We start from the raw sequence: 20,426 nt of genomic DNA, 5'->3' as shown, positions 1-20,426 counted from the left end.
CGGCCGCATATTCTTGGCATATTGTCAAGTGATAATCTGAAAATTAAAAAAAGACCCACACCACGTATTTGTGATGCAAGTCTTTTCTTAACTTAATGACATTGGGAGTAATCCTCGAGTATTTTTATTTGAAAAAGCCCATCATTCCATCTGCTCTTTCTTCAGCAAGATTCATAACCATCTTTCCTGCTCTTTTTAGAGACTTTTGTGTTTTTCTATCTAGTTGAGGCATTATCATCATTCCAAACGCTGCTCCAACTATTGCTCCAGTAGTTACACCACTCATAAATCTTCCCATAGTTTTGCACCTCTTTTTAATAAATTTTCATTTATATTTTGTGCATTTATTCTTAAATTATAAGCTCCAATTTATACCTGTAAAAAAACTACTGATTTTATATACTAAACTTTATTAAAATACTTTATATAAACCTTCTTTGCATACTCAAACACTTCGTTACGTTTATTTTCTGGAAGAGCCTCTAATATGTCATTGATTGAATCAGGTATCTTTATATCAACGATATTTTGTTCTAAGCTTTCCTCTTCAGTTAAAATATTATCTGCATACTTTGGTGCAACTTTTTCTATTTCATTTTTTACATTGCCATTTAATACTCTTAATTTGTTACTTGCTAACCACTTCTCAACTACTTTTTCAGAAGCTATCCCTAATTGTTCCTTACATTTTTCATCTACTAATTCATTAAAAAAATCTCCAGTATGACTATCCACTTTAACGAATATAACTTCTATTCCCTTATTCATTAATCCGTTCATCTTTTCATAATATTGCTTTGATGACTCATCTTTTCTCTCCCAAAATCCAGTTGCATGATAACAAATTCCTGCATAGTCATGAAAAATAACTAACTTTTTTTCCCCTGAAAGCAAAGCATATTCTGTAGCTTTTACGGCTGCTTCTAACTCACCAGCTATCTGCCTTATATTTTTTTCCGAATTACTTTTTCCTACTCCACTGCCTATGTATTGAACAACGTCATTTCTGACAGCTACTACCCCGTAGGCATATTCCTCTGTACTTACATTGTAACTTCCATCAACATATGCATGAAGACAGTCTAATGGATAACTATCTTCACCTTTTTTTAGTATATTCCCCTGTTCCTTTAAAAAGGCTTTTGCCTCTTCTATGCTTTCAAAACTCTTATATTTTGCACCCTTTACACCCTTCACCAGCTTTAAACACTGATCCCAGGTATTCACTATTATATCTTTCACTTTTTCATTCTTATTAAAATCAAAACCTTCTTTGATTGCATATACTTTTTTGCCCATATGTAACCTCGCTTTTTTGTTTTAAATCTTCTTTATTGAGATTTAATAAGTAATTGTTAAAAAATCTCAAAACGCAGAAACTTTCCAAATATATAAATAACCAATAAAATTGCACTACTAAACCTCTACTAGTTGATTAATTGCACTGTAAACTTTCTCTATATTTTTGGCAGCTGTATATCTAGTTAAGTACTCAGCAGAACTTCTAAGTACGTCTATAAATTCATTTTTACCTTGCCAATTTTCTAGGATGATTTCTATAGGAACGTCTTCCACTATCCTATTGATAGCAAAAAATACTGCACCTAAATCATCAATGCCTCCAACAAAAGGTATCTTATCAGGTAAGATATCAAAAGGCAACGTTATATATGCCATAGAAGATATTAGCACAATCTTAGTCTTTTTAGCTACTCTTTTATCTTTCAGTAGCCTATACACTAAAGCAACTATATCAGGTATTATAAATAAATAATCTGAGTATTTCTTTAACCTCTTTGGTATCTTCTCAGCCGCTTTTTCTCTTTTATCAGAGTAACCATCCTTAACCTTCTGAACATTAATTAGTACAACTTCCTCCTTTGGCGCTTCTTCCTCTATTTTTTCTTCAATTACCTCAGGTGCTTCCCCTATTCTTTTTAAATCAATAGTTGCAGAATCTATATCAGCTAATATAAACCCTTCTTTTAAGCAAAGATTGCCCACGTTCAAATTTAAAAAAGGCACTAGCTTTAATATACTGTTTATATTAATTTTAATTATGTCTTTTTCAGCAGATATGCCCATATGCTTAACGTTTTTCAAGCTAAGCTTCAAGGCAAAATTCTTTATAAATTTTAAGATTCCAACCTTCATTATCTTCACACGTGATATGTTCAGTGTAAGTATATTGTTATGTATGCTTATAATCTCAACTTGCCCTTTAAATCTTATGTTTACTATTTTTTCAAAGTTTCCCTCTACTTCTATAGTATCCCAAATTTTTATATTCTCAAAACTCAAACCATCAACTTTTACAAAATCATTTAAAATAGACATTACATCTTGTCCACTTAATCTAGCCGTAACTTGAGAAACATGCATATGCTCTCCCCCTCTTAACCTATATTCATATAAATACATTCATCTATTGAGTATACATTATTTGCTATATTTTTTAAAGCCATTTTAACCATAACTTACATTGGCAAAAGTTATGATTTTGATTAGACAGTTAAGTTTAAAAACGTATAATTTAAATTATGATAAATGATTTAAGGTAGGGGGATACCAATGAATAAATTAAAAAACAAGATGATTATTGTTCCTATATTAACTGCAATAATGTCTTTATCTGCGTTAATATTCTATACCTATTATCTACCTACTACTAAGGTAGATAAAAACTATTCCGAATTTGTAAAAGATTTGGACTCAAATGTAATATCAAATGTACAAATTAACGATTCATCTAAATTGACTGTATATCTTAAAACTGGAGAAAGCTATCTAGTTGAGAACCCAAACAGCCCAAGCTTCAAAGAAAGCCTACTTACAAAAGGAGTTAAAGTTAAGAGTTCCTCAGCTGCTCCAATACAAAAAACTATTCCTTCAATTATATTAACTATATCAGTTTTCTCTATAATCTATATTTCAGTTTATAGAGGACGTACATCAACTTCTAATATGACTGTAGTTGATGGTGCTGATGTAAAAGACAGCGAAAAAAAGGGATTTAGTTTTGAATCTATGGCAGGAAATGAAGAAGCTAAGGAAAGTGTTCAAGATATAGTTGATTTTCTTAAGAATCCTGAAAAGTATAAAAAGTATGGTGCTAGATTACCTAAAGGAATAATACTTTATGGTGAACCAGGTACAGGTAAAACTTTACTTGCTAAAGCTGTTGCAGGTGAAGCTGGAGTTCCATTCTATGCAGTAAGTGGTTCTGATTTCGTACAGATGTATGTAGGTGTAGGTGCTGCTAGAATAAGAAGTTTATTTAAAAAAGCTAGAGCCAACGGAAAGGCTGTAATCTTTATAGATGAAATCGATGCAATAGGAAAAAGAAGAGATGGGGGGAAGACATCAGGTGGAAATGATGAACGAGACCAGACTCTTAATGCTCTTCTAACAGAAATGTCTGGCTTTGGCGAACAAGAGGGCATAGTTATTATGGCAGCAACAAATAGATTAGATATCTTAGATTCTGCATTGTTAAGACCAGGTAGATTTGATAGACATGTGGAGGTAATTTTACCTGACGTAAATGCAAGAGAAAAAATTCTTAATCTTTATTTTGCTAACAAACCTATTAACAATATTGATGTTAGAGACTGGGCCAATAAGACAACTTACTTCTCAGGAGCAAAACTTGAAAGTTTAGTGAATGAAGCTGCTATATTGGCTGCAAAGGAAGATTCTACCTATATAACTGAAGTACATATGGATAAAGCTTTCTCAATAGTAATTGCTGGTCATGAAAAAAATGATAGAAGCTCAATAAGAGATATCGATAGAAAGATAACTGCATATCACGAATCAGGACATGCTATAGTTTCACTTATCAAACTTCCTGAAGAAAAGATATCTAAAGTTACTATAATTCCTACAACTAAGGGTGCTGGCGGTTATACCCTCACAATACCAGAAGATTCAGCCTTCAAAACCTATAGTTATTTAAGAAAAAGAATTATGGTACTACTTGGCGGACGAGCAGCTGAAGAAATTATCTTTGGAAGTGAAAATATAACTACAGGAGCTTATAGTGATATAAGTCATTCAACAAGCCTTGCTAAAGACATGATATCAGAATATGGAATGGGTAAAAATCTTGGATTACTAAAAATATCAAGTTTAGGGGATTTATCAAGTTCTTGTGGAACCTCAGTTATAGAAGAATGTAAAGCTATGATAGATGAATTATATGATGAAACAAAAGAACTTCTACTTTCAAATATTGATAAGCTTCATAGTATGTCTCAACATCTTCTTAGTGATGAAACTCTATATACAGAAGATCTTCATCGTGAAATGTCTAATTAATAATTATACTAGGTCTAATTCAATATAATTATAATAATTCATTTTAAACAAACATTAAGACTCTCGATTGTGTATCGGGAGTCTTCTTGCTTAATTAATGCAACGTCTAATAATATTATTGAAATTAAGTGGTTAGACAGGAGATGCTCTATGAGCGAGCTATTAGAATTTAAAAAGATATCTTTTATTATTAGCTTGTTCTAATTTATTTTGCTTTAAATACTCTATCCTTGTTGTTGTCTGAATTTCTTATTGTCGTATAGTAGAAAAGCTATAACTATCCCACCAAGCAGCCCTCCAAAATGTGCAAAATTATCTATATTCCGTGAGGAAAGCCCTATTACTATATTCATTCCTATAACTGTAGCTATTTCAGTTAAAAAGTTCTTTCCTATTCTATTTCTTTCTTTCAAACCAAAAACAACAGCTGCACCGAACAGCCCGAATATTGCTCCTGAAGCACCTACAGAAACATAAGGTGAAAAAAGATAACTTGTTGTGGTTGATAAAATTCCTGCTAAAAAGTATATTAGTAAATACTTCCACTTACCATATATATTCTCAATTAAATTTCCTAGCGAATATAATGCATACATATTAAATGCTATATGAATTATACCTCCATGTAAAAACATTGCAGCTATAAGTCTATAATATTGACCTGCTTGAATTAATTCATTTTGTTTGGCTCCAAAATATACAAGCACTGATGTATCAATATCACCAAAATCGCCTGAAACTAATGCAGTTATTAAAAACATTACAACATTTATTGCAATAAGACCAAATGTTATTTTTGATTTTCCTTCTAAAGTTATTTTCTTTGTACTTCTTTCCGTCATATCTTTTATGCAATTATATACAAACTCGCCATTTCGCTCATAATGTGTGACATGTTCGCTTCTTCTATCGTAAATAACCCTAGAATAAAACACTTGATTTTCTATTCCACCATAATTGCCTTCTGTAATAACTACATTAGTTAAAGCAAATTCTATGCCTCTTTGTCTAAGAAAATAACCTGCATACTCTGCAGATACTGCTTCATTTTTTTCTTCTGAGACAATTACTGCATAAACTCCCCCATCTATTTCTCTTATAGCAATCCACTTTTTTTCATCTAGAGGATTACAATAATATTCTTCTATGAAAAAACCTTGTTCTTTCACTAAAAATTGTAGTATTGAATTCTCATTAACTTTCATATCCTTCTCCATATATATTTATTTACAAAAAGGACTGCAAAAGCAATCCTTTTTTTCTTATATTAGCTCATCAAGCATATCTAAAAGTTCATTAAATCTATTTATTGTAGCTTCAAGTGGTGCTGATGTTGTCATATCAACTCCAGCCTTTTTAAGAACATTTATTGGGTAATCAGATCCACCAGCCTTTAAGAATCCTTTATATTTTTCTACAGCTTCTTCTCCGTTTTCTAATATTGCCTTAGCAAAAGCAGATGCAGCCGCATAACCAGTAGCGTACTGATATACATAGAAATCTCTATAAAAATGTGGTATTCTTGACCATTCACTATCAATTTCTTCATCTACAACCATATCTGATCCAAAATACTTTGTATTAAGATCATGCCATATACTATTAAGCTCTTTAGGGCTCAAAGCTTCCCCCTGTTCAATAAGTTCATGAGTTTTTAGCTCAAATTCTGCAAACATAAGTTGTCTGAATACAGTAGCTCTTATTTGTTCTAATTCTTGATTCACGAGATATAGCTTTCTTTTTTTATCTTTTTCCTTATCTATCAAATGATGTATAAGAATTATCTCATTAGTTGTAGATGCTACTTCAGCACAGAATAGGGTATAGTTTGAGTAAATATATGGTTGATTTTTAGATGAATAATAAGTATGAATTGAGTGCCCCATTTCATGTGCAAGTGTTGAAACATCATTTAGCGAGAAGTTATAGTTTAGGAGTACATATGGCATTGTATCATATGCTCCACTTGAATAAGCTCCACCTCTCTTGCCTTTGTTTTCAAAAACATCAATCCATCCACTTTCTATTCCTTCTGAGAATATACCTAAATATTCTGCTCCTAAAGGATTTAGTCCTTCTGTAACCATTTCCACCGCTTTATCATATTCAATATGTTCTTTCTCTATATCTACAACCGGAACATATAAATCATACATATGAATTTCGTCTAAAGCCAAAAGTTTCTTCTTTAAAGTAACATATCTATGTAAAGACTCTAAATTATCATTCATTGTCTTTACTGAATTTGTATACACTTCTAAAGGAATGTCATTTGGACTTAAGGATGCCTCTAGTGAGTTTGAGTACTTTCTTACTCTTGCATTAAAAATAAAATTCTTTATAGAAGATGTTAATGAAGCAGAAAGAGTGTTTTCTAAATTTTTATATTCTTTAAATAAAGCTTTAAAAGCTGCCTCTCTAACACTTCTATCCTTACTTCTTATGAATCCTGAATAGTTTCCCTCTGTAAGCTCCACGTCACTTCCATCTTCGTCTTTAATAACTGAAAACTTCATATCAGCATTGGTAAGCATGTTATGAATATTAGAAGGTGCATCTAAGCAATCTGATACTGAAGCTAGTAATTCTTCCATTTCTTTCGTAAGTATATGTGGTTTTTCTTTTAAAACACTCTTCAATAAGAAGTCATATACCTGTAATTCAGGATTTTCTTGCACAAATTTTTCTATAGTCCCATCTGGTAAAGCTAGTATTTCTGGTTCAAAAAAAGCAACATAGCTGGCAAGTTCAGCAAAATATGAATCTATTTTACTTCTTAGTATTTGAAACTCTGGATTTGAAGTATCTTCATCAGATCTTAAATGAGCATACACCATCAACTTTTCTGCTTTTCTTACTATCTTTTCATTAAGCTTTAGAAAAGTTTCTAACTCCTTACTATTACCTAATTTCCCTTCATACTTTCTTGTCTCCAAAGCTTCTTCTTTTAAGCTTTTAAAATCAGCTTCCCATTGCTCTGTATTATTATATATTTTTTCAACTTTCCACTTGTATTTTAAGTCTATCTCTTCTCTTTTTTTAAGACTCTTTATTTCGGCCATTTTTCATTCTCCTCTCATTAATTCCACATAAAATTCACTACATATCATATAATTAACTTTTACCATTAAAGTTATTATAAAATGTATGTAATTTTTATTTATCTATTTATCTATTTATATTCATCTTCCTTACCTTTAATATCTTCAAATACTTTTTCTATTTTTTCCTTTATAATAGAGCATAATTCGTTAATAACAGCCCTAGTCTCCTCATGTTCAGTATCATACGGGAATTTTACTACCCAAGTTGGATTATATTCTTCAACTTCTTCTTGTATTTTATAACCAAGCTCTTCAAAAGCTTCCATCTCAAAAAGATCGTAAATAGCCGAATACTCCCATTCTTCTACATCTCTTTTTGTATCAAAATATAAACTTACTTCATTATCTATACAATATAACTTTGTAACATAAACAGCACCTTCGTTTACTGAGTAGCTACCTAACTCACTCAATATATTTCCTGTTTCCTTATCTTTCTCTATTAGAACCAATGATGAAAAATCCATAATGCCCATCCTTTCAATATGTAAAAAAATTATAAGTATATTATATTGTTATAATAACCACATTTTCAAGTATGCCTATACATTTTATTTAAATAATAAATTCATATACTAGATTTATTTTGTCCATATCTTCTAATTTATATGAAATATTATTCAATAAGCTTTATTTATTTTACATAATTTGGTAATATATTTTTATTGCACGGAATTATAATTAAAAAATTAAACGCTTAAGGAGTCTTCATATGGAAAGTATAATAACAATAAAAAGCAAAAAAAGATTAACTAGCAAGTTTAGATTTGTAAAAGTCGCTTTAGCTTCTGCCATAGTAATTGCTATGATTTGTTTGATAAACATAAATATGACTAATTCTAAATGTAAGGATCTTAATTATGCAACTAATCACTATATGACCACAGGAATATTTAACAAGAATAAGGTTCTTACCGTAAATGGAATGAAGCTCTTATTTTCTGATGATAATAAAGCTATAGTAGAAGTGGACGGTCTATACTACGAATCTCCACATACAAGAAAAAAATATCAACTTTCTCTATCTAAAACTAAAGGCAGGATGTGGAAGTTAGACGATGTAAAGGATATTTCAACATTAACAGCTAAAAATAATTAGTTTTTGTAAAACTAATTGTATTTATCTTGTCCTTTTATTGCAAACAATTCGCATTTAGTTGTATAATAAACTTTAGATTATAAAACGGAGCTGATAAATTTGATAAAAGTTAAAGATTTATGTTTTTCATATACAGGCAAAGAACCTTATATATTAAACAACATTAATTTACATATTCCTAAAGGAGCCTTTGTTTCAGTAATAGGTCCTAACGGTAGTTCTAAAACTACTTTGGTTAAATTAATGTTAAACCAATTATCCCCTAATAAAGGCAAAGTAGAGCTTAATACAAATAAAATAGGTTATGTTCCACAAAAAGTTGATAGCTTTAATTCTCAGTTTACCATTACAGTTAAAGAAGTATTAGACTGCCATGCTAATGCTCTAAAACTTAAGGATAAATCTTCTATAAATAAAGCTCTTGAGAAAGTTAATATGCTTCAGTATTGTAATAAACTTATCGGTGCCCTTTCAGGTGGACAGCAACAAAAGATATTTATATCCAGAGCATTAATGGGAGAGCCTGATCTATTATTCTTAGATGAATTGAGTACAGGAGTAGATCATTTATCTCAGAAAGAAATTTATGATTTAATAAGAAAACTTAATCAACACCATAACATAACTGTAATTTCTGTAGAGCATAACTTAAGGATGGCGGTAGATTACTCTACACACATACTTGAGCTTTATGAAGGATCAGCAACACTATATGATGTAGATCAATATAAAAAGATAATTAATGACAATAGAATTTACTTAGATAGGAAGGTAGAATAGTATGTTTGAACTTGAGTTTATGAGAAATGCCTTTCTTGCAGGATTTATTATATCACTATTATGTCCTTGTATAGGTCTATTCTTAGTTTTAAAAAGATACTCTATGATTGGAGACACTTTATCACATTCATCCTTTGCCGGTGTAGCAATTGGATTAGTTTTTGGTTTTAACCCAATAATTACAGCGTTTATTTTTACATCCATATGTGCCATTGTTATAGAATTACTAAGAGATTACTTTAAAAAGTATGCTGAACTTGTAATGTCTATAATTTTAACATTAAGTTTAGGTATAGCCATAGTATTAATAAGTAGCGGCAAAGCTAGTGCCAAAGTCAATAGCTATCTCTTTGGAAGCATTTTGACTGTTTCTAAAAGCGACTTGTATCTTATAAGCATTATAGGACTTATTTGTTTTGTAACAATAGCACTACTTTATAAGAAATTAATATATACAACCTTTGATGAAGAAGGCGCAAAAGTATCTGGAATAAATGTAAAATTGGTCAACTATATTTTTACATTAATTGTAGGTGCAACCATATCTGTTTCTATAAGAGTTATGGGAATATTGGTTATATCATCTATAATTGTAGTTCCTGTGGCTACAGCTATGCAGCTGAAAAAAGGTTTTTCAGTTACTTTAATCCTCTCAATGATTTTTGGAGTTATAGATATTTTAGTAGGACTTATAACATCCTATTATTTCAATTCTGCTCCAGGTGGCACTATAGCCTTAACTTCAGTAGCTTTATTAATAATAGTACTTATACTCTTTAAAAGAGAATGATTTATAGGATAAAGGTGTTTTATGAAGGAAAAAATTTTAGAAATACTAAAGGAAAGTAAAGATTTCGTATCTGGGGAAACAATATGCAAAGATTTTGGAATAACAAGATCTGCAGTATGGAAATCCATAAAATCTTTGAAGGAAGATGGATACAATATAGAATCCTACACTAAAAAAGGTTATAAGCTTGTATTCTCTCCAGATTATTTAAATAAGTCGGAGCTAAGGCCTTATTTAAATGACAGTAATTTCGTTAAGGATATCTTATATTTTGACTCAATAGACTCTACCAATACATACAGCAAAAAAATAGCCAACGAAGCAAAAGATGGTACTGTTGTTATTGCTGAAGAACAAACTTTAGGTAAAGGTCGTTTTGATAGAACATGGATATCCCCTAAATATAAAGGCATATGGTTTTCAATGATATTAAAGCCAGCCATTGACCCAATCTTGGTTACTAGAATAACTCAAGTTGCTGCAGCCTCAGTACATTTAGCAACGCTTAAACACGGATTTGAGACTATGATAAAATGGCCAAATGATATAATACTTAATAACAAAAAAATTGGTGGAATTTTGATTGAGATGAGCTGTGAACTGTCTCAAATCAATTACATAGTAATTGGCATAGGAGTAAACGTCAACCTGGAATCATCAGATTTTTCTGAAGAAGTTAGGGACAAAGCTACTTCCCTTAGGATAGAAGGTTCTAAAGTAGTTGATAGGAAAATTCTTTTAGCTGATATCCTTAATAATTTCGAGACACTTTACAAAGAATTTCTAATAGACGGTTCAATCCAAACTGCTTTGGACATATGTAAATTAAACTCATCAATTTTAGGAAGAGATATAAAAATAATACATAGAGGAAATGAAACTTTTGCGAAAGCAGTAGATTTAAATGAAGATGGGAACCTTATGGTTTCCTATGAAGATGGTAGTGTAAGACCTCTTTATTCTGGAGAAGTCTCAATAAGAGGATTAGAAGGGTATGCTTAAAATCCAAAGGGCTCACTTTGAGTCTCTTTGGATTTTTTATTGTATTAGAGATTTTTTATGCCTATTATATATAATCAAATTCACCATATTTTCTAAATCTTCTATATCTAAACTCTAGTAATTCTTCTTTTGTTTTTTCTCTAAGAAGCTTAAGTTCTTTTATTAGATTTTCCTTTATGCTTATACTTACAAAGTCCACATCTTTTTGAGCTCCACCAACAGGTTCTTTTATTATTTTATCTATTACACCCATTTTATATAGGTCTAAAGACGTTATCTTCATAACTTCAGCAGCTTCCTTAGATCTTTTTGAATCCTTCCATAATATAGATGCGAAACCTTCTGGTGAAAGAATTGAATATATTGAGTTCTCAAGCATCCATACTCTATCTGCTAAAGCTAAAGCAAGTGCACCACCGCTTCCACCTTCACCTATTATTATAGATATCATAGGAACATTCATACCGGCCATCTCCATAAGGTTCTTTGCAATTGCTTCTCCTTGGCCTCTTTCTTCTGCTCCCACACCGCAGAAAGCTCCTTTTGTGTCTACAAGACATATTATAGGTCTATTGAACTTTTCAGCCAGCTTCATATGTCTTAAAGCTTTCCTATATCCTTCTGGGTTTGGGCTTCCAAAATTTCTTTCTATATTTTCCTTAATATCTCTTCCTCTTTGAATGCCAATTATAGTAACTGGTTCATTGTCTAAAAGTCCTATACCACTAACTATAGATTTGTCATCGCCAAAGGATCTATCTCCATGAAGCTCAACAAAAGAAGTAAATATTCTATCAATATAATCTAAAGCAGTAGGTCTATCAGCCATACGTGCTATCATTAATCTTTCCCATGCACTTAATACTTCACTCATAAAGTCACATCCTTATTTACATCCATGAAGCGAAAGAAGTACTGACAAGCTATCTTTCATTTCTTCTCTCTTCACTATTTTATCAACAAAACCATGTTCTAATAAAAACTCAGAAGTTTGAAACTCATCTGGAAGCTTTTGTTTTATGGTCTGTTCTATTACTCTTCTTCCAGCAAAACCTATAAGAGCTTTAGGTTCAGCCAAAATTATATCACCTAAACTGGCAAAAGACGCTGTAACTCCACCAGTTGTTGGATCTGTAATAACTGATATATATAATAAACCTGCCTCATCATGTCGCTTTAAAGCAGCACTTGTTTTCGCCATTTGCATTAGTGATAGAATGCCTTCTTGCATTCTAGCTCCACCAGAACATGTAAAGATAATTACTGGTTCTTTTCTAGCTGTGGCAATCTCTATAGCTTGAGTTATCTTTTCTCCTACTACAGATCCCATACTACCCATCATAAAATTACTATCCATAACAGCTAATACTACATTTTTACCGTTAACTTTACCAAGACCAGTAGTTACTCCATCAGTAATACCTGATTTTTCTTGACTTTCAATAAGCTTATCTTTGTATCCAGGGAACTTTAATGGATTTTTAGCTATCATGCCATAATTAAATTCCTTAAAAGTTCCCTTATCAATAATTGATGCTATTCTCTCATCTGCGGACATTCTAAAATATCCACCACAGTTAGTGCAGATTTTATGATTTTCATCTATTTCTTTTTTGTATATAATCTTTCCACAGGAGTTACATTTAACCCACATTCCATCAGGAATTGCAGGTTGTTTCTCCTCCTCTGCCTTACTTGTTTCTACATTCATAGGAACAGTAAAATATTTTTTCTTTTTAAACAATCCCATAAGCTTTCACCTATTATTTTATTATTTCCTTATTTATAAATCCGGTATCAAACTTTCCATCTATAAATTTCGGATGATTTAATATTTCTAATTGAAAGTCTATATTATTATCAATACCATCTATAGTGAATTCCCACAAAGCTCTTTTCATCTTTTCTATAGCTTCTTCTCTAGTTTTACCGAAAACTATTAGTTTCGCTATCATAGAATCATAATGAGGTGGAATTACATATCCATTATACACTGCACTGTCAATTCTTACACCATTTCCTCCTGGCATGAAAAGAAATTCTATCTTTCCTGGAGAAGGTGCAAAGTTTCTATGTGGATTTTCGGCGTTTATTCTACACTCAATAGCGTGACCTCTTATCTCTAAACCCTCTTGAGTAATTGAAAGTTTTTCCCCTGCTGCAATCTTAATCTGCTCTTTTACTAAATCAATACCTGTAACCATCTCAGTAACTGGATGTTCAACCTGTATTCTAGTGTTCATCTCCATAAAGTAGAACTTTCCGTTCTTATCAAGAAGGAATTCTATAGTTCCAGCATTTTTATAGTCTACAGCTTTTGCTGCCTTTACTGCAGCATTTCCCATTCTATCTCTCAAGTCTTTGTCTAAAACAACAGAAGGAGCTTCTTCTAAAACCTTTTGGTTTCTTCTTTGGAGCGAACAGTCTCTTTCTCCTAGGTGAACTATATTTCCGTGTTCATCACCTAATATCTGAAACTCTATATGTCTAGGATTTTCTATAAACTTTTCCATATAAATTCTGTCATCTCCAAAATTCACCTTTGCTTCACTTTTAGCTGTTTCATAGGCCTTATCTAATTCTTCCCTTTTATGAACAATTCTAATACCTTTTCCGCCACCACCAGCAGAAGCTTTTACCATAACAGGATATCCTATGTTTTCAGCACTATTATAAGCTTCTTCTAAAGTTTCTATTATACCTTCGGTTCCAGGAACTACTGGAACTCCAGCATCTATCATTACTTCTCTTGCTTTTGATTTGTCTCCCATCATTTCAATAGTACTTGGTGATGGTCCTATAAACTTAATATTGCATTCTTCACACATTCTTGCAAATACTGAGTTTTCTGATAAAAATCCGAATCCTGGATGAATAGCTTGTGCTCCTGTAAGTACGGCTGCACTGATTATGTTGCCCATATTCAAATAGCTATCCTTAGATTTGGCAGGTCCTATACAAACTGCTTCATCAGCAACTTGTGCATGCAAGGAATCTCTATCTGCTTCTGAGTAAACAGCAACAGTTTCTATTCCCATTTCTCTGCATGCTCTTATTATTCTTACTGCTATTTCTCCTCTATTGGCTATAAGTATCTTTCTTATCATTTAATCACCTCAATTAAGGAATTATTCTCCTATAGCGAACATAAACTCGCCCTCTACAGCTATTTCTTCGCCTACATACCCAATTCCTTTTCCTATACCTACTTTACCCTTAGATTTAATTATTTCAACCTCTAATCTTAAAGTATCTCCTGGAATAACGTTTCTTCTAAATTTAACCTTATCTATTCTTCCAAAATATGCAGTCTTTCCTTTGTTTTCTTCTACTGAAAGTAATGCTACAGCTCCAGCTTGAGCTAAAGCTTCTACCATCAAAACTCCTGGCATAACCGGATGTCCTGGGAAGTGACCTTGAAAGAAGTTTTCATTTGCTGTCACATTTTTAATTGCTACAGCTCTTTTTCCTTCTTCAAGTTCTAAAACTCTATCTATCAATAGAAATGGATATCTATGTGGAATTATTTCTTGTATTTGCTTTATATCTAGCATATAAATCAGCTCCTATTATTTAATTCTGAACATCTTCTGGCCGTATTCTACCATCTGTTCGTTAGAAACTAGTACTTCAACAATTTCTCCATCCACTTCACTTTGTATTTCGTTCATAATCTTCATAGCTTCTATGATACAAAGTACATCGCCTTTTTTAACTTTATCTCCAACCTTTACAAAAGCTGGCTTTTCACTACCTGCTGATGCGTAAAAGGTTCCTACTATTGGCGAATTTACATACGTTCCGCCTTTAACTTCTACTTCTTCAACAACCTTTTCTGTCTTGCTTTCTGATATATATTCTAATTTGCTAGCTTCAACAGCTTTTACTTCCTTTGTTGTAGTTGTTGTCTTCGGAGCACTCACATTATTGTTTTTACTCATTTTAAGAGAAGCTCCGTCAAACTCCATTTCGAAATTTGTAAGATCAGAAGAATTGATTATTCCAATCAATTCTTTAATTGAAGCATAATCCATAAACCATTACCTCTCAATCCATTTTTTAAATAGAAGTACAGCATTATGACCACCAAAGCCCAATGAGTTTGAAAGTACACAATTAACTTCTTGATTTCTTCCTGTATTCACTACATAATCTAAATCGCAGTCTTCATCAACATTTTCATAACCAATTGTTGCTGGTATATAGTTTTCTTCTACTGCTTTAATTGCAACTATAGCCTCTATTCCTCCAGCTGCTCCTAAAAGGTGGCCTGTCATAGATTTAGTTGAACTAACTGGTACTTTGTAAGCTTGCTCTCCAAATAATCTTTTTATGGCTACTGTCTCAAATTTATCATTGTATGGAGTACTTGTTCCATGTGCATTTATATAACTTACTTCTTCTTTTGATATGTTACCCTCAGTAATAGCAAGTTCCATAGCCCTAGCAGCTCCTTCACCTTCAGGCGACGGTGACGTCATATGATAAGCATCACAAGTGCTTCCATATCCAACTACTTCTCCATATATCTTTGCTCCTCTTGCTAATGCGTGATCCAATTCTTCAAGAATCAGTATACCTGCACCTTCTCCCATAACAAAGCCTTCTCTAGCTTTATCAAAAGGAATCGATGCTCTCTTAGGATCCTCATTTTTTGACAAAGCATTCATAGATGCAAACCCTGCTATACCAAGAGGTGTTATAGAAGCTTCAGCACCACCTGCTATCATTATATCACTATATCCAAATTTTATGTTTCTAAAAGCTTCACCTATAGAATTTGTAGCACTTGCACAAGCAGTTATTACTGAAGTACATATTCCTTTTGCACCAAATCTTATAGCGATATTACCTGCTGCCATATTTGATATTGACATAGGTATAAAAAATGGTGAAACTCTTGTAGGTCCTTTTTCATGAAGTTTTATAGTTTGTTCTTCTATAGTGGCAAGACCACCTATACCTGAACCAACGATAACTCCTAATCTTTCTTTATTAACCTTATCAAGATCCAATTTTGAATTTTCTACTGCTTGTTGCGCTGCAGCTAATGCAAATTGGCAGTATCTATCCATTCTTCTAACTTCTTTTCTGTCTATATATTGTTCAGGGATAAAATCTTTTACCTCTGCAGCAAGTCTTACTTTTTGTTCAGTAGTATCAAAAGCTTTTATTTCGTTAACTCCACAAATACCTTCTTTAATACCATTCCAAAAAGAGTCAACACTATTTCCTAAAGGAGTTATCGCTCCCATTCCCGTTACTACAACTCTTCTTTCCATCATTCCACCATCCTTACATAACCATTCCGCCATCAACATTTATAACCTGGCCAGTAATATAATTTGATAAATCACTTGCTAAAAACCCTACAAGGTTAGCAACATCTTCAGTACTTCCTAATTTCTTTAAAGGAATTGTATTTAATGTAGCTTCTTTCACTTTATCTGACAATGCCTCTGTCATATCTGTTTCTATAAAACCTGGTGCTACTGCATTACATGTTATACCTCTAGAAGCAAGTTCTCTAGCTACAGATTTAGTAAGACCTATAACTCCTGCTTTTGATGCAGCATAATTTGCTTGACCTGCATTTCCAGTAATACCTACTACAGAAGTCAAGTTTACTATCTTACCACTTCTTTGCTTCATCATTATAGAGGATGCTGATCTTATTGTATTGAATGTACCTTTAAGATTTGTATTTATAACGCTATCAAAATCTTGGTCCTTCATTCTCATTATTAGTCCATCTTTAGTTATTCCTGCATTGTTAACAAGTATATCTACAGAACCAAACTCAGCGAAAGCTGTCTTTATAAGTTTATCAGCGTCTTCACTGTTAGATATATCACATTGCACACCTATCGCATTTACACCAAATGCCTTTATCTCAGTTAAAACTTCATCTATAGAGCTGCTTCTATAGTTAACTACTATATTAGCTCCCATTTCAGCAAGCTTAATGGCAATAGCTTTTCCTATTCCTCTACTTCCTCCAGTAATTACTGCAGTTTTTCCCTTTAACATGAATTCACACCTTCCTATTAATTTAACTTGCTTAATCCGTTAATAGTTTTATCTAAAGATTTAACGTCTTCAACATTAAATATATTTACATTTCTACTTATCTTTCTAACAAAGCCGCTAAGAGCACGACCTGGTCCAACTTCTATAAAAGTATCTACACCATCATTTATCATAAGTTTTATAGAATCTTCCCATTTTACTGAACTCATAACTTGTTTAACTAGTAAAGGCTTTACATCATCAGTTGATTTTACATATTCAGCAGTAACATTACTAACAAGTGGAATACTTAATTCATTTAATTCTATTTTATCCAATTCTCCAAACAATCTTTCACTTGCTGGTTTCATCATCGACGTATGAAAAGGACCACTCACAGTTAATGGAATAACTCTTTTTGCTCCTCTTTCAGATAGTAAAGCGCCGCACTTTTCAACAGCATCTTTTTCTCCTGCAATAACTATTTGGTCTGGGCAGTTATAATTAGCCACTTCAACTATACCAAACTCTTTGCATTCGTTAACACAAGAATTAAGAACATCCTTATCCATACCAAGCACTGCAGACATAGCCCCTACACCTAGAGGTACAGCTTCCTGCATAAAGAATCCTCTTTTTTTCACTAAAGTTACTGCATCATTAAAACTCATAGTTCCTGCCGCAACATGAGCTGAGTACTCTCCCAAGCTAAGTCCAGCTACTACTTCAAAGTTTATTCCTTTTTCCTGTATAACCTTAAGGGCAGCAATAGATGTAGTTAAAATAGCAGGTTGAGTATTCTCAGTTTTATTTAATTCTGTATCTGGGCCGTCAAAACACATAGACTTAAGTGAAAATCCTAAGGCTTCATCAGCTTCATTAAATATTTCTCTTGCAACCTCATAATTATCGTATAATTCTTTTCCCATACCAACGTATTGTGCACCTTGGCCGGAAAATAGTAATGCTATCTTCATCATATCCTCCTAGTTAAACTTCGCTATAAGTTCATCGTATTTATCAAACATCTCTTTTATGATTTCTTCACAACTTTGTTCTTTTGAAATCATACCCGCTATCTGTCCTGCCATGAATGAACCTTCATCAGGATTTCCTTCAACAACAGCTTTAGCTAAGGCACCACGTCCTAGCTCATCATAAGCTTCAGTTGGCGCATTTTCTTTTTCTAAAGCTTCAAACTTTTTAGCAAGCTTATTCTTGATTACTTGAACTGGATGTCCTGTAGCTCTTCCAGTAACCATTGTATCAATATCTTTAGCTTTTATTACAATATCTTTATAGGTTTGGTGTATAGTACATTCTTTAGCTACTAAAAATCTAGTACCAACCTGAACTCCTCTTGCACCAAGCATAAATGCAGCTGCAATTCCTCTTCCATCACCAATACCACCTGCAGCTATTACTGGTATATTAACTGCATCCACTACTTGTGGCACTAAAGCCATGGTAGTAAGTTTACCTACATGACCACCAGATTCGCAGCCTTCTGCAATAACGGCATCTGCTCCACATCTTTCCATTCTCTTCGCTAAAGCAACTGATGGTACAACAGGAATAACTTTTATTCCGTTGCTTTTCCACATCTCAACATACTTTCCAGGATTACCAGCTCCAGTAGTTACTACTTTTACTCCTTCTTCGCATACTACTCTAGCTAGTTCATCTGCATTTGGGCTCAAAAGCATTATGTTTACCCCAAAAGGCTTATCTGTCAATGTTTTAGCTTTTCTTATCTGTTCCCTAACATGCTCAACTGGTGCATTTGCTCCTGCAATTATTCCAAGACCTCCAGCATTAGATACAGCAGATGCCAATGAAGCATCTGCTACCCAAGCCATACCCCCTTGTACAATAGGGTATTGTATATTTAGAAGTTCACAAATATCTGCCTTAATCATATTTTCCTCCTAAGGATTAAACTCTCTCTTCGATATAAGTAACTGCATCTCCAACTGTCTTTATAGCTTCTACGTCTTCTATTTTCACATTGAATTCTTCTTCTAAGTCCATGATTATTTGGAATAAATCTAAAGAATCAGCACCTAAATCTTCTTGAAATGTTGTTTCCAATGTTATTGTGTCAGCATCTACTCCTAATTGTTCTACTATTACCTCTTTTATTTTTTCTAATACCATTATTTTTTCCTCCTAATAATTTCATAATTTATATTTATCCGGCTACCTATTAAAAATAAAGACATAACTTTTTTAATTATCTTTTTATACTATCTACAAAGATAATTTCTTTATTTTACTTTTGTTGAGCCAGTAAAATTGGCAAACTCATTATAAATTTAGCAACTTAGTTATGCTTAAGTTAGTTTTACCATTGTAAGAATACTGACCCCCAAGTGAGTCCTCCACCAAAACCAACTAAAACTAACTTATCACCTTGCTGAAGTAATCCATTTTTATTAGCTTCATCTAATGCTAAAGGTATGGATGCAGCTGAGGTGTTACCATACTTATTTAGATTTACATAAAACTTCTCTTTTGGTACATCTAATTTTTTAGCTGCAGCGTCTACGATTCTAAGATTAGCTTGATGAGGGAATATTAACTTAACTTCCTCTAGAGCAGTCTCGGCTTTTGCTAACACTTCATTTACTGCTTGTGGAATCTTATTAACTGCAAATCTAAAGATTTCTTTACCATCCATATTTATATAAATTTCATCTTCTTGAATTTCATTTTTAATATATGGGTTTTTAGGAACGAATTCTCCAGATATAAGTGAGCTTCTTCCTAAAGTTCCATCAGATCCTAGCACAGAACTTATTATTCCCTTTTCTTCAGTCTTTTTAAGTACAACTGCACCAGCTCCATCTCCAAAAAGAACACAGGTACCCCTATCACTCCAATTAACTATTCTAGAAAGAGTTTCTGCTCCTATTACTAGCGCATTAACTTCCTCTCCTGCTCTCATAATTTTATCTGCAACAGATAATGCATATATAAACCCTGAGCATGCAGCACTTACATCAAAAGCGTAGGCTTTTTTAGCACCAATAATATCTTGCACTATACACGCTGTTGATGGCGTAAACATATCTGGAGTAGTTGTTGCAACTATTAGCAAATCTATATCCATAGGAGTAAGACCTGCATTATTTATTGCATCTAACCCAGCTTTTGCAGCCATTGCTGAAGTGTTTTCTCCTAAAGAAATTCTTCTTTCTCTTATTCCAGTTCTAGAACTAATCCATTGATCATCTGTTTCAACTATTTTAGATAAATCATCATTAGTAACTATATTATTTGGTGCATAACTTCCTGTTGATATTATCTTTGTATAAACCAT

The 20,426-nt window shown here is 32.6% G+C and carries 22 protein-coding genes; 5 read left to right on the top strand and 17 right to left on the bottom strand.

All coding sequences use genetic code 11. The annotated features are described in order from the left end of the window. Window positions 1-124: 124 nt before the first annotated feature. The 3 genes from JHL18_RS14885 to JHL18_RS14875 form a co-directional block, all read right to left on the bottom strand. A complete protein-coding gene (locus JHL18_RS14885) occupies window positions 125-298 on the bottom strand; it encodes a hypothetical protein (protein ID WP_200270563.1) in 174 nt (57 codons plus the stop codon). 104 nt (window positions 299-402) lie between these two features. Beyond that, window positions 403-1,299 (bottom strand): ribonuclease H1 domain-containing protein, encoded by an 897-nt coding sequence (locus JHL18_RS14880; protein WP_200270561.1) that lies wholly within the window; start codon window positions 1,297-1,299, stop codon window positions 403-405. 117 nt (window positions 1,300-1,416) lie between these two features. Next, complete coding sequence (locus JHL18_RS14875; protein ID WP_200270559.1) at window positions 1,417-2,382, bottom strand: YkvA family protein; 966 nt, start codon at window positions 2,380-2,382, stop codon at window positions 1,417-1,419. A gap of 189 nt (window positions 2,383-2,571) precedes the next feature. Here JHL18_RS14875 and JHL18_RS14870 point away from each other — a divergent pair, with 189 nt between their 5' ends. Next, window positions 2,572-4,320 carry an ATP-dependent metallopeptidase FtsH/Yme1/Tma family protein gene (locus JHL18_RS14870; RefSeq protein ID WP_200270557.1) on the top strand — a complete coding sequence of 583 codons (1,749 nt, stop codon included), beginning with the start codon at window positions 2,572-2,574 and terminating at the stop codon, window positions 4,318-4,320. A gap of 224 nt (window positions 4,321-4,544) precedes the next feature. On the opposite strand, the gene JHL18_RS14865 is transcribed toward JHL18_RS14870, so the two are convergent. The 3 genes from JHL18_RS14865 to JHL18_RS14855 form a co-directional block, all read right to left on the bottom strand. Then, a complete protein-coding gene (locus JHL18_RS14865; protein ID WP_200270555.1) occupies window positions 4,545-5,525 on the bottom strand; it encodes a rhomboid family intramembrane serine protease in 981 nt (326 codons plus the stop codon). Window positions 5,526-5,582: 57 nt separating this feature from the next. After that, entirely contained in the window at window positions 5,583-7,373 is a 1,791-nt protein-coding gene (gene pepF / locus JHL18_RS14860) for an oligoendopeptidase F (protein WP_200270566.1), read from the bottom strand. Between the two features lie 119 nt (window positions 7,374-7,492). Next, window positions 7,493-7,891: a DUF6762 family protein gene (locus JHL18_RS14855; protein WP_200270553.1), complete on the bottom strand. Its 399-nt coding sequence runs from the start codon at window positions 7,889-7,891 to the stop codon at window positions 7,493-7,495. Window positions 7,892-8,136: 245 nt separating this feature from the next. On the opposite strand from JHL18_RS14855, the gene JHL18_RS14850 reads away from it, so the two are divergent. The 4 genes from JHL18_RS14850 (at window position 8,137) to JHL18_RS14835 (ending at window position 11,095) form a co-directional block, all read left to right on the top strand. Then, window positions 8,137-8,523: a hypothetical protein gene (locus JHL18_RS14850; protein WP_200270551.1), complete on the top strand. Its 387-nt coding sequence runs from the start codon at window positions 8,137-8,139 to the stop codon at window positions 8,521-8,523. Between the two features lie 99 nt (window positions 8,524-8,622). Continuing rightward, window positions 8,623-9,303 carry a metal ABC transporter ATP-binding protein gene (locus tag JHL18_RS14845; protein WP_200270549.1) on the top strand — a complete coding sequence of 227 codons (681 nt, stop codon included), beginning with the start codon at window positions 8,623-8,625 and terminating at the stop codon, window positions 9,301-9,303. Between the two features lies 1 nt (window position 9,304). Next, window positions 9,305-10,093 (top strand): metal ABC transporter permease, encoded by a 789-nt coding sequence (locus tag JHL18_RS14840; RefSeq protein WP_200270547.1) that lies wholly within the window; start codon window positions 9,305-9,307, stop codon window positions 10,091-10,093. A 21-nt stretch (window positions 10,094-10,114) separates the two neighbouring features. Continuing rightward, on the top strand, window positions 10,115-11,095 hold the full coding sequence (locus JHL18_RS14835; protein WP_200270545.1) for a biotin--[acetyl-CoA-carboxylase] ligase: 981 nt from the start codon (window positions 10,115-10,117) through the stop codon (window positions 11,093-11,095). Between the two features lie 64 nt (window positions 11,096-11,159). Here JHL18_RS14835 and JHL18_RS14830 read toward each other — a convergent pair whose 3' ends face one another. From JHL18_RS14830 to JHL18_RS14780, 11 genes are all read right to left on the bottom strand, one after another. Continuing rightward, window positions 11,160-11,969 carry an acetyl-CoA carboxylase carboxyltransferase subunit alpha gene (locus JHL18_RS14830; protein ID WP_200270543.1) on the bottom strand — a complete coding sequence of 270 codons (810 nt, stop codon included), beginning with the start codon at window positions 11,967-11,969 and terminating at the stop codon, window positions 11,160-11,162. A gap of 12 nt (window positions 11,970-11,981) precedes the next feature. Then, entirely contained in the window at window positions 11,982-12,845 is an 864-nt protein-coding gene (gene accD, locus JHL18_RS14825) for an acetyl-CoA carboxylase, carboxyltransferase subunit beta (protein ID WP_200270541.1), read from the bottom strand. A gap of 13 nt (window positions 12,846-12,858) precedes the next feature. Then, window positions 12,859-14,202 carry an acetyl-CoA carboxylase biotin carboxylase subunit gene (locus JHL18_RS14820; protein WP_200270539.1) on the bottom strand — a complete coding sequence of 448 codons (1,344 nt, stop codon included), beginning with the start codon at window positions 14,200-14,202 and terminating at the stop codon, window positions 12,859-12,861. A gap of 21 nt (window positions 14,203-14,223) precedes the next feature. Continuing rightward, window positions 14,224-14,649 (bottom strand): 3-hydroxyacyl-ACP dehydratase FabZ, encoded by a 426-nt coding sequence (gene fabZ, locus JHL18_RS14815; protein ID WP_200270537.1) that lies wholly within the window; start codon window positions 14,647-14,649, stop codon window positions 14,224-14,226. A 15-nt stretch (window positions 14,650-14,664) separates the two neighbouring features. Continuing rightward, a complete protein-coding gene (gene accB / locus JHL18_RS14810) occupies window positions 14,665-15,129 on the bottom strand; it encodes an acetyl-CoA carboxylase biotin carboxyl carrier protein (protein WP_200270535.1) in 465 nt (154 codons plus the stop codon). Between the two features lie 6 nt (window positions 15,130-15,135). Next, window positions 15,136-16,377, bottom strand: coding sequence for a beta-ketoacyl-ACP synthase II (fabF, locus tag JHL18_RS14805; RefSeq protein WP_200270564.1), 1,242 nt, complete (start codon window positions 16,375-16,377; stop codon window positions 15,136-15,138). A 13-nt stretch (window positions 16,378-16,390) separates the two neighbouring features. After that, window positions 16,391-17,125: a 3-oxoacyl-[acyl-carrier-protein] reductase gene (fabG, locus tag JHL18_RS14800; protein WP_200270533.1), complete on the bottom strand. Its 735-nt coding sequence runs from the start codon at window positions 17,123-17,125 to the stop codon at window positions 16,391-16,393. Between the two features lie 17 nt (window positions 17,126-17,142). Continuing rightward, complete coding sequence (gene fabD / locus JHL18_RS14795) at window positions 17,143-18,084, bottom strand: ACP S-malonyltransferase (protein WP_200270531.1); 942 nt, start codon at window positions 18,082-18,084, stop codon at window positions 17,143-17,145. A 6-nt stretch (window positions 18,085-18,090) separates the two neighbouring features. After that, the gene (gene fabK / locus JHL18_RS14790; RefSeq protein WP_200270529.1) at window positions 18,091-19,023 is read right to left on the bottom strand and encodes an enoyl-[acyl-carrier-protein] reductase FabK; all 933 of its coding nucleotides are present in this window, start codon (window positions 19,021-19,023) and stop codon (window positions 18,091-18,093) included. A gap of 16 nt (window positions 19,024-19,039) precedes the next feature. Continuing rightward, window positions 19,040-19,261, bottom strand: coding sequence for an acyl carrier protein (acpP, locus tag JHL18_RS14785; RefSeq protein WP_200270527.1), 222 nt, complete (start codon window positions 19,259-19,261; stop codon window positions 19,040-19,042). Between the two features lie 187 nt (window positions 19,262-19,448). After that, on the bottom strand, window positions 19,449-20,426 hold the full coding sequence (locus JHL18_RS14780) for a beta-ketoacyl-ACP synthase III (protein ID WP_200270525.1): 978 nt from the start codon (window positions 20,424-20,426) through the stop codon (window positions 19,449-19,451).

This window comes from Clostridium yunnanense (assembly GCF_016595795.1).
In the GTDB taxonomy this organism is placed as follows: Bacteria; Bacillota; Clostridia; order Clostridiales; family Clostridiaceae; genus Clostridium_AR; species Clostridium_AR yunnanense.
Note: the sequence above shows the minus strand (reverse complement) of the source record. Positions and strands in the feature narration are given on the sequence as shown.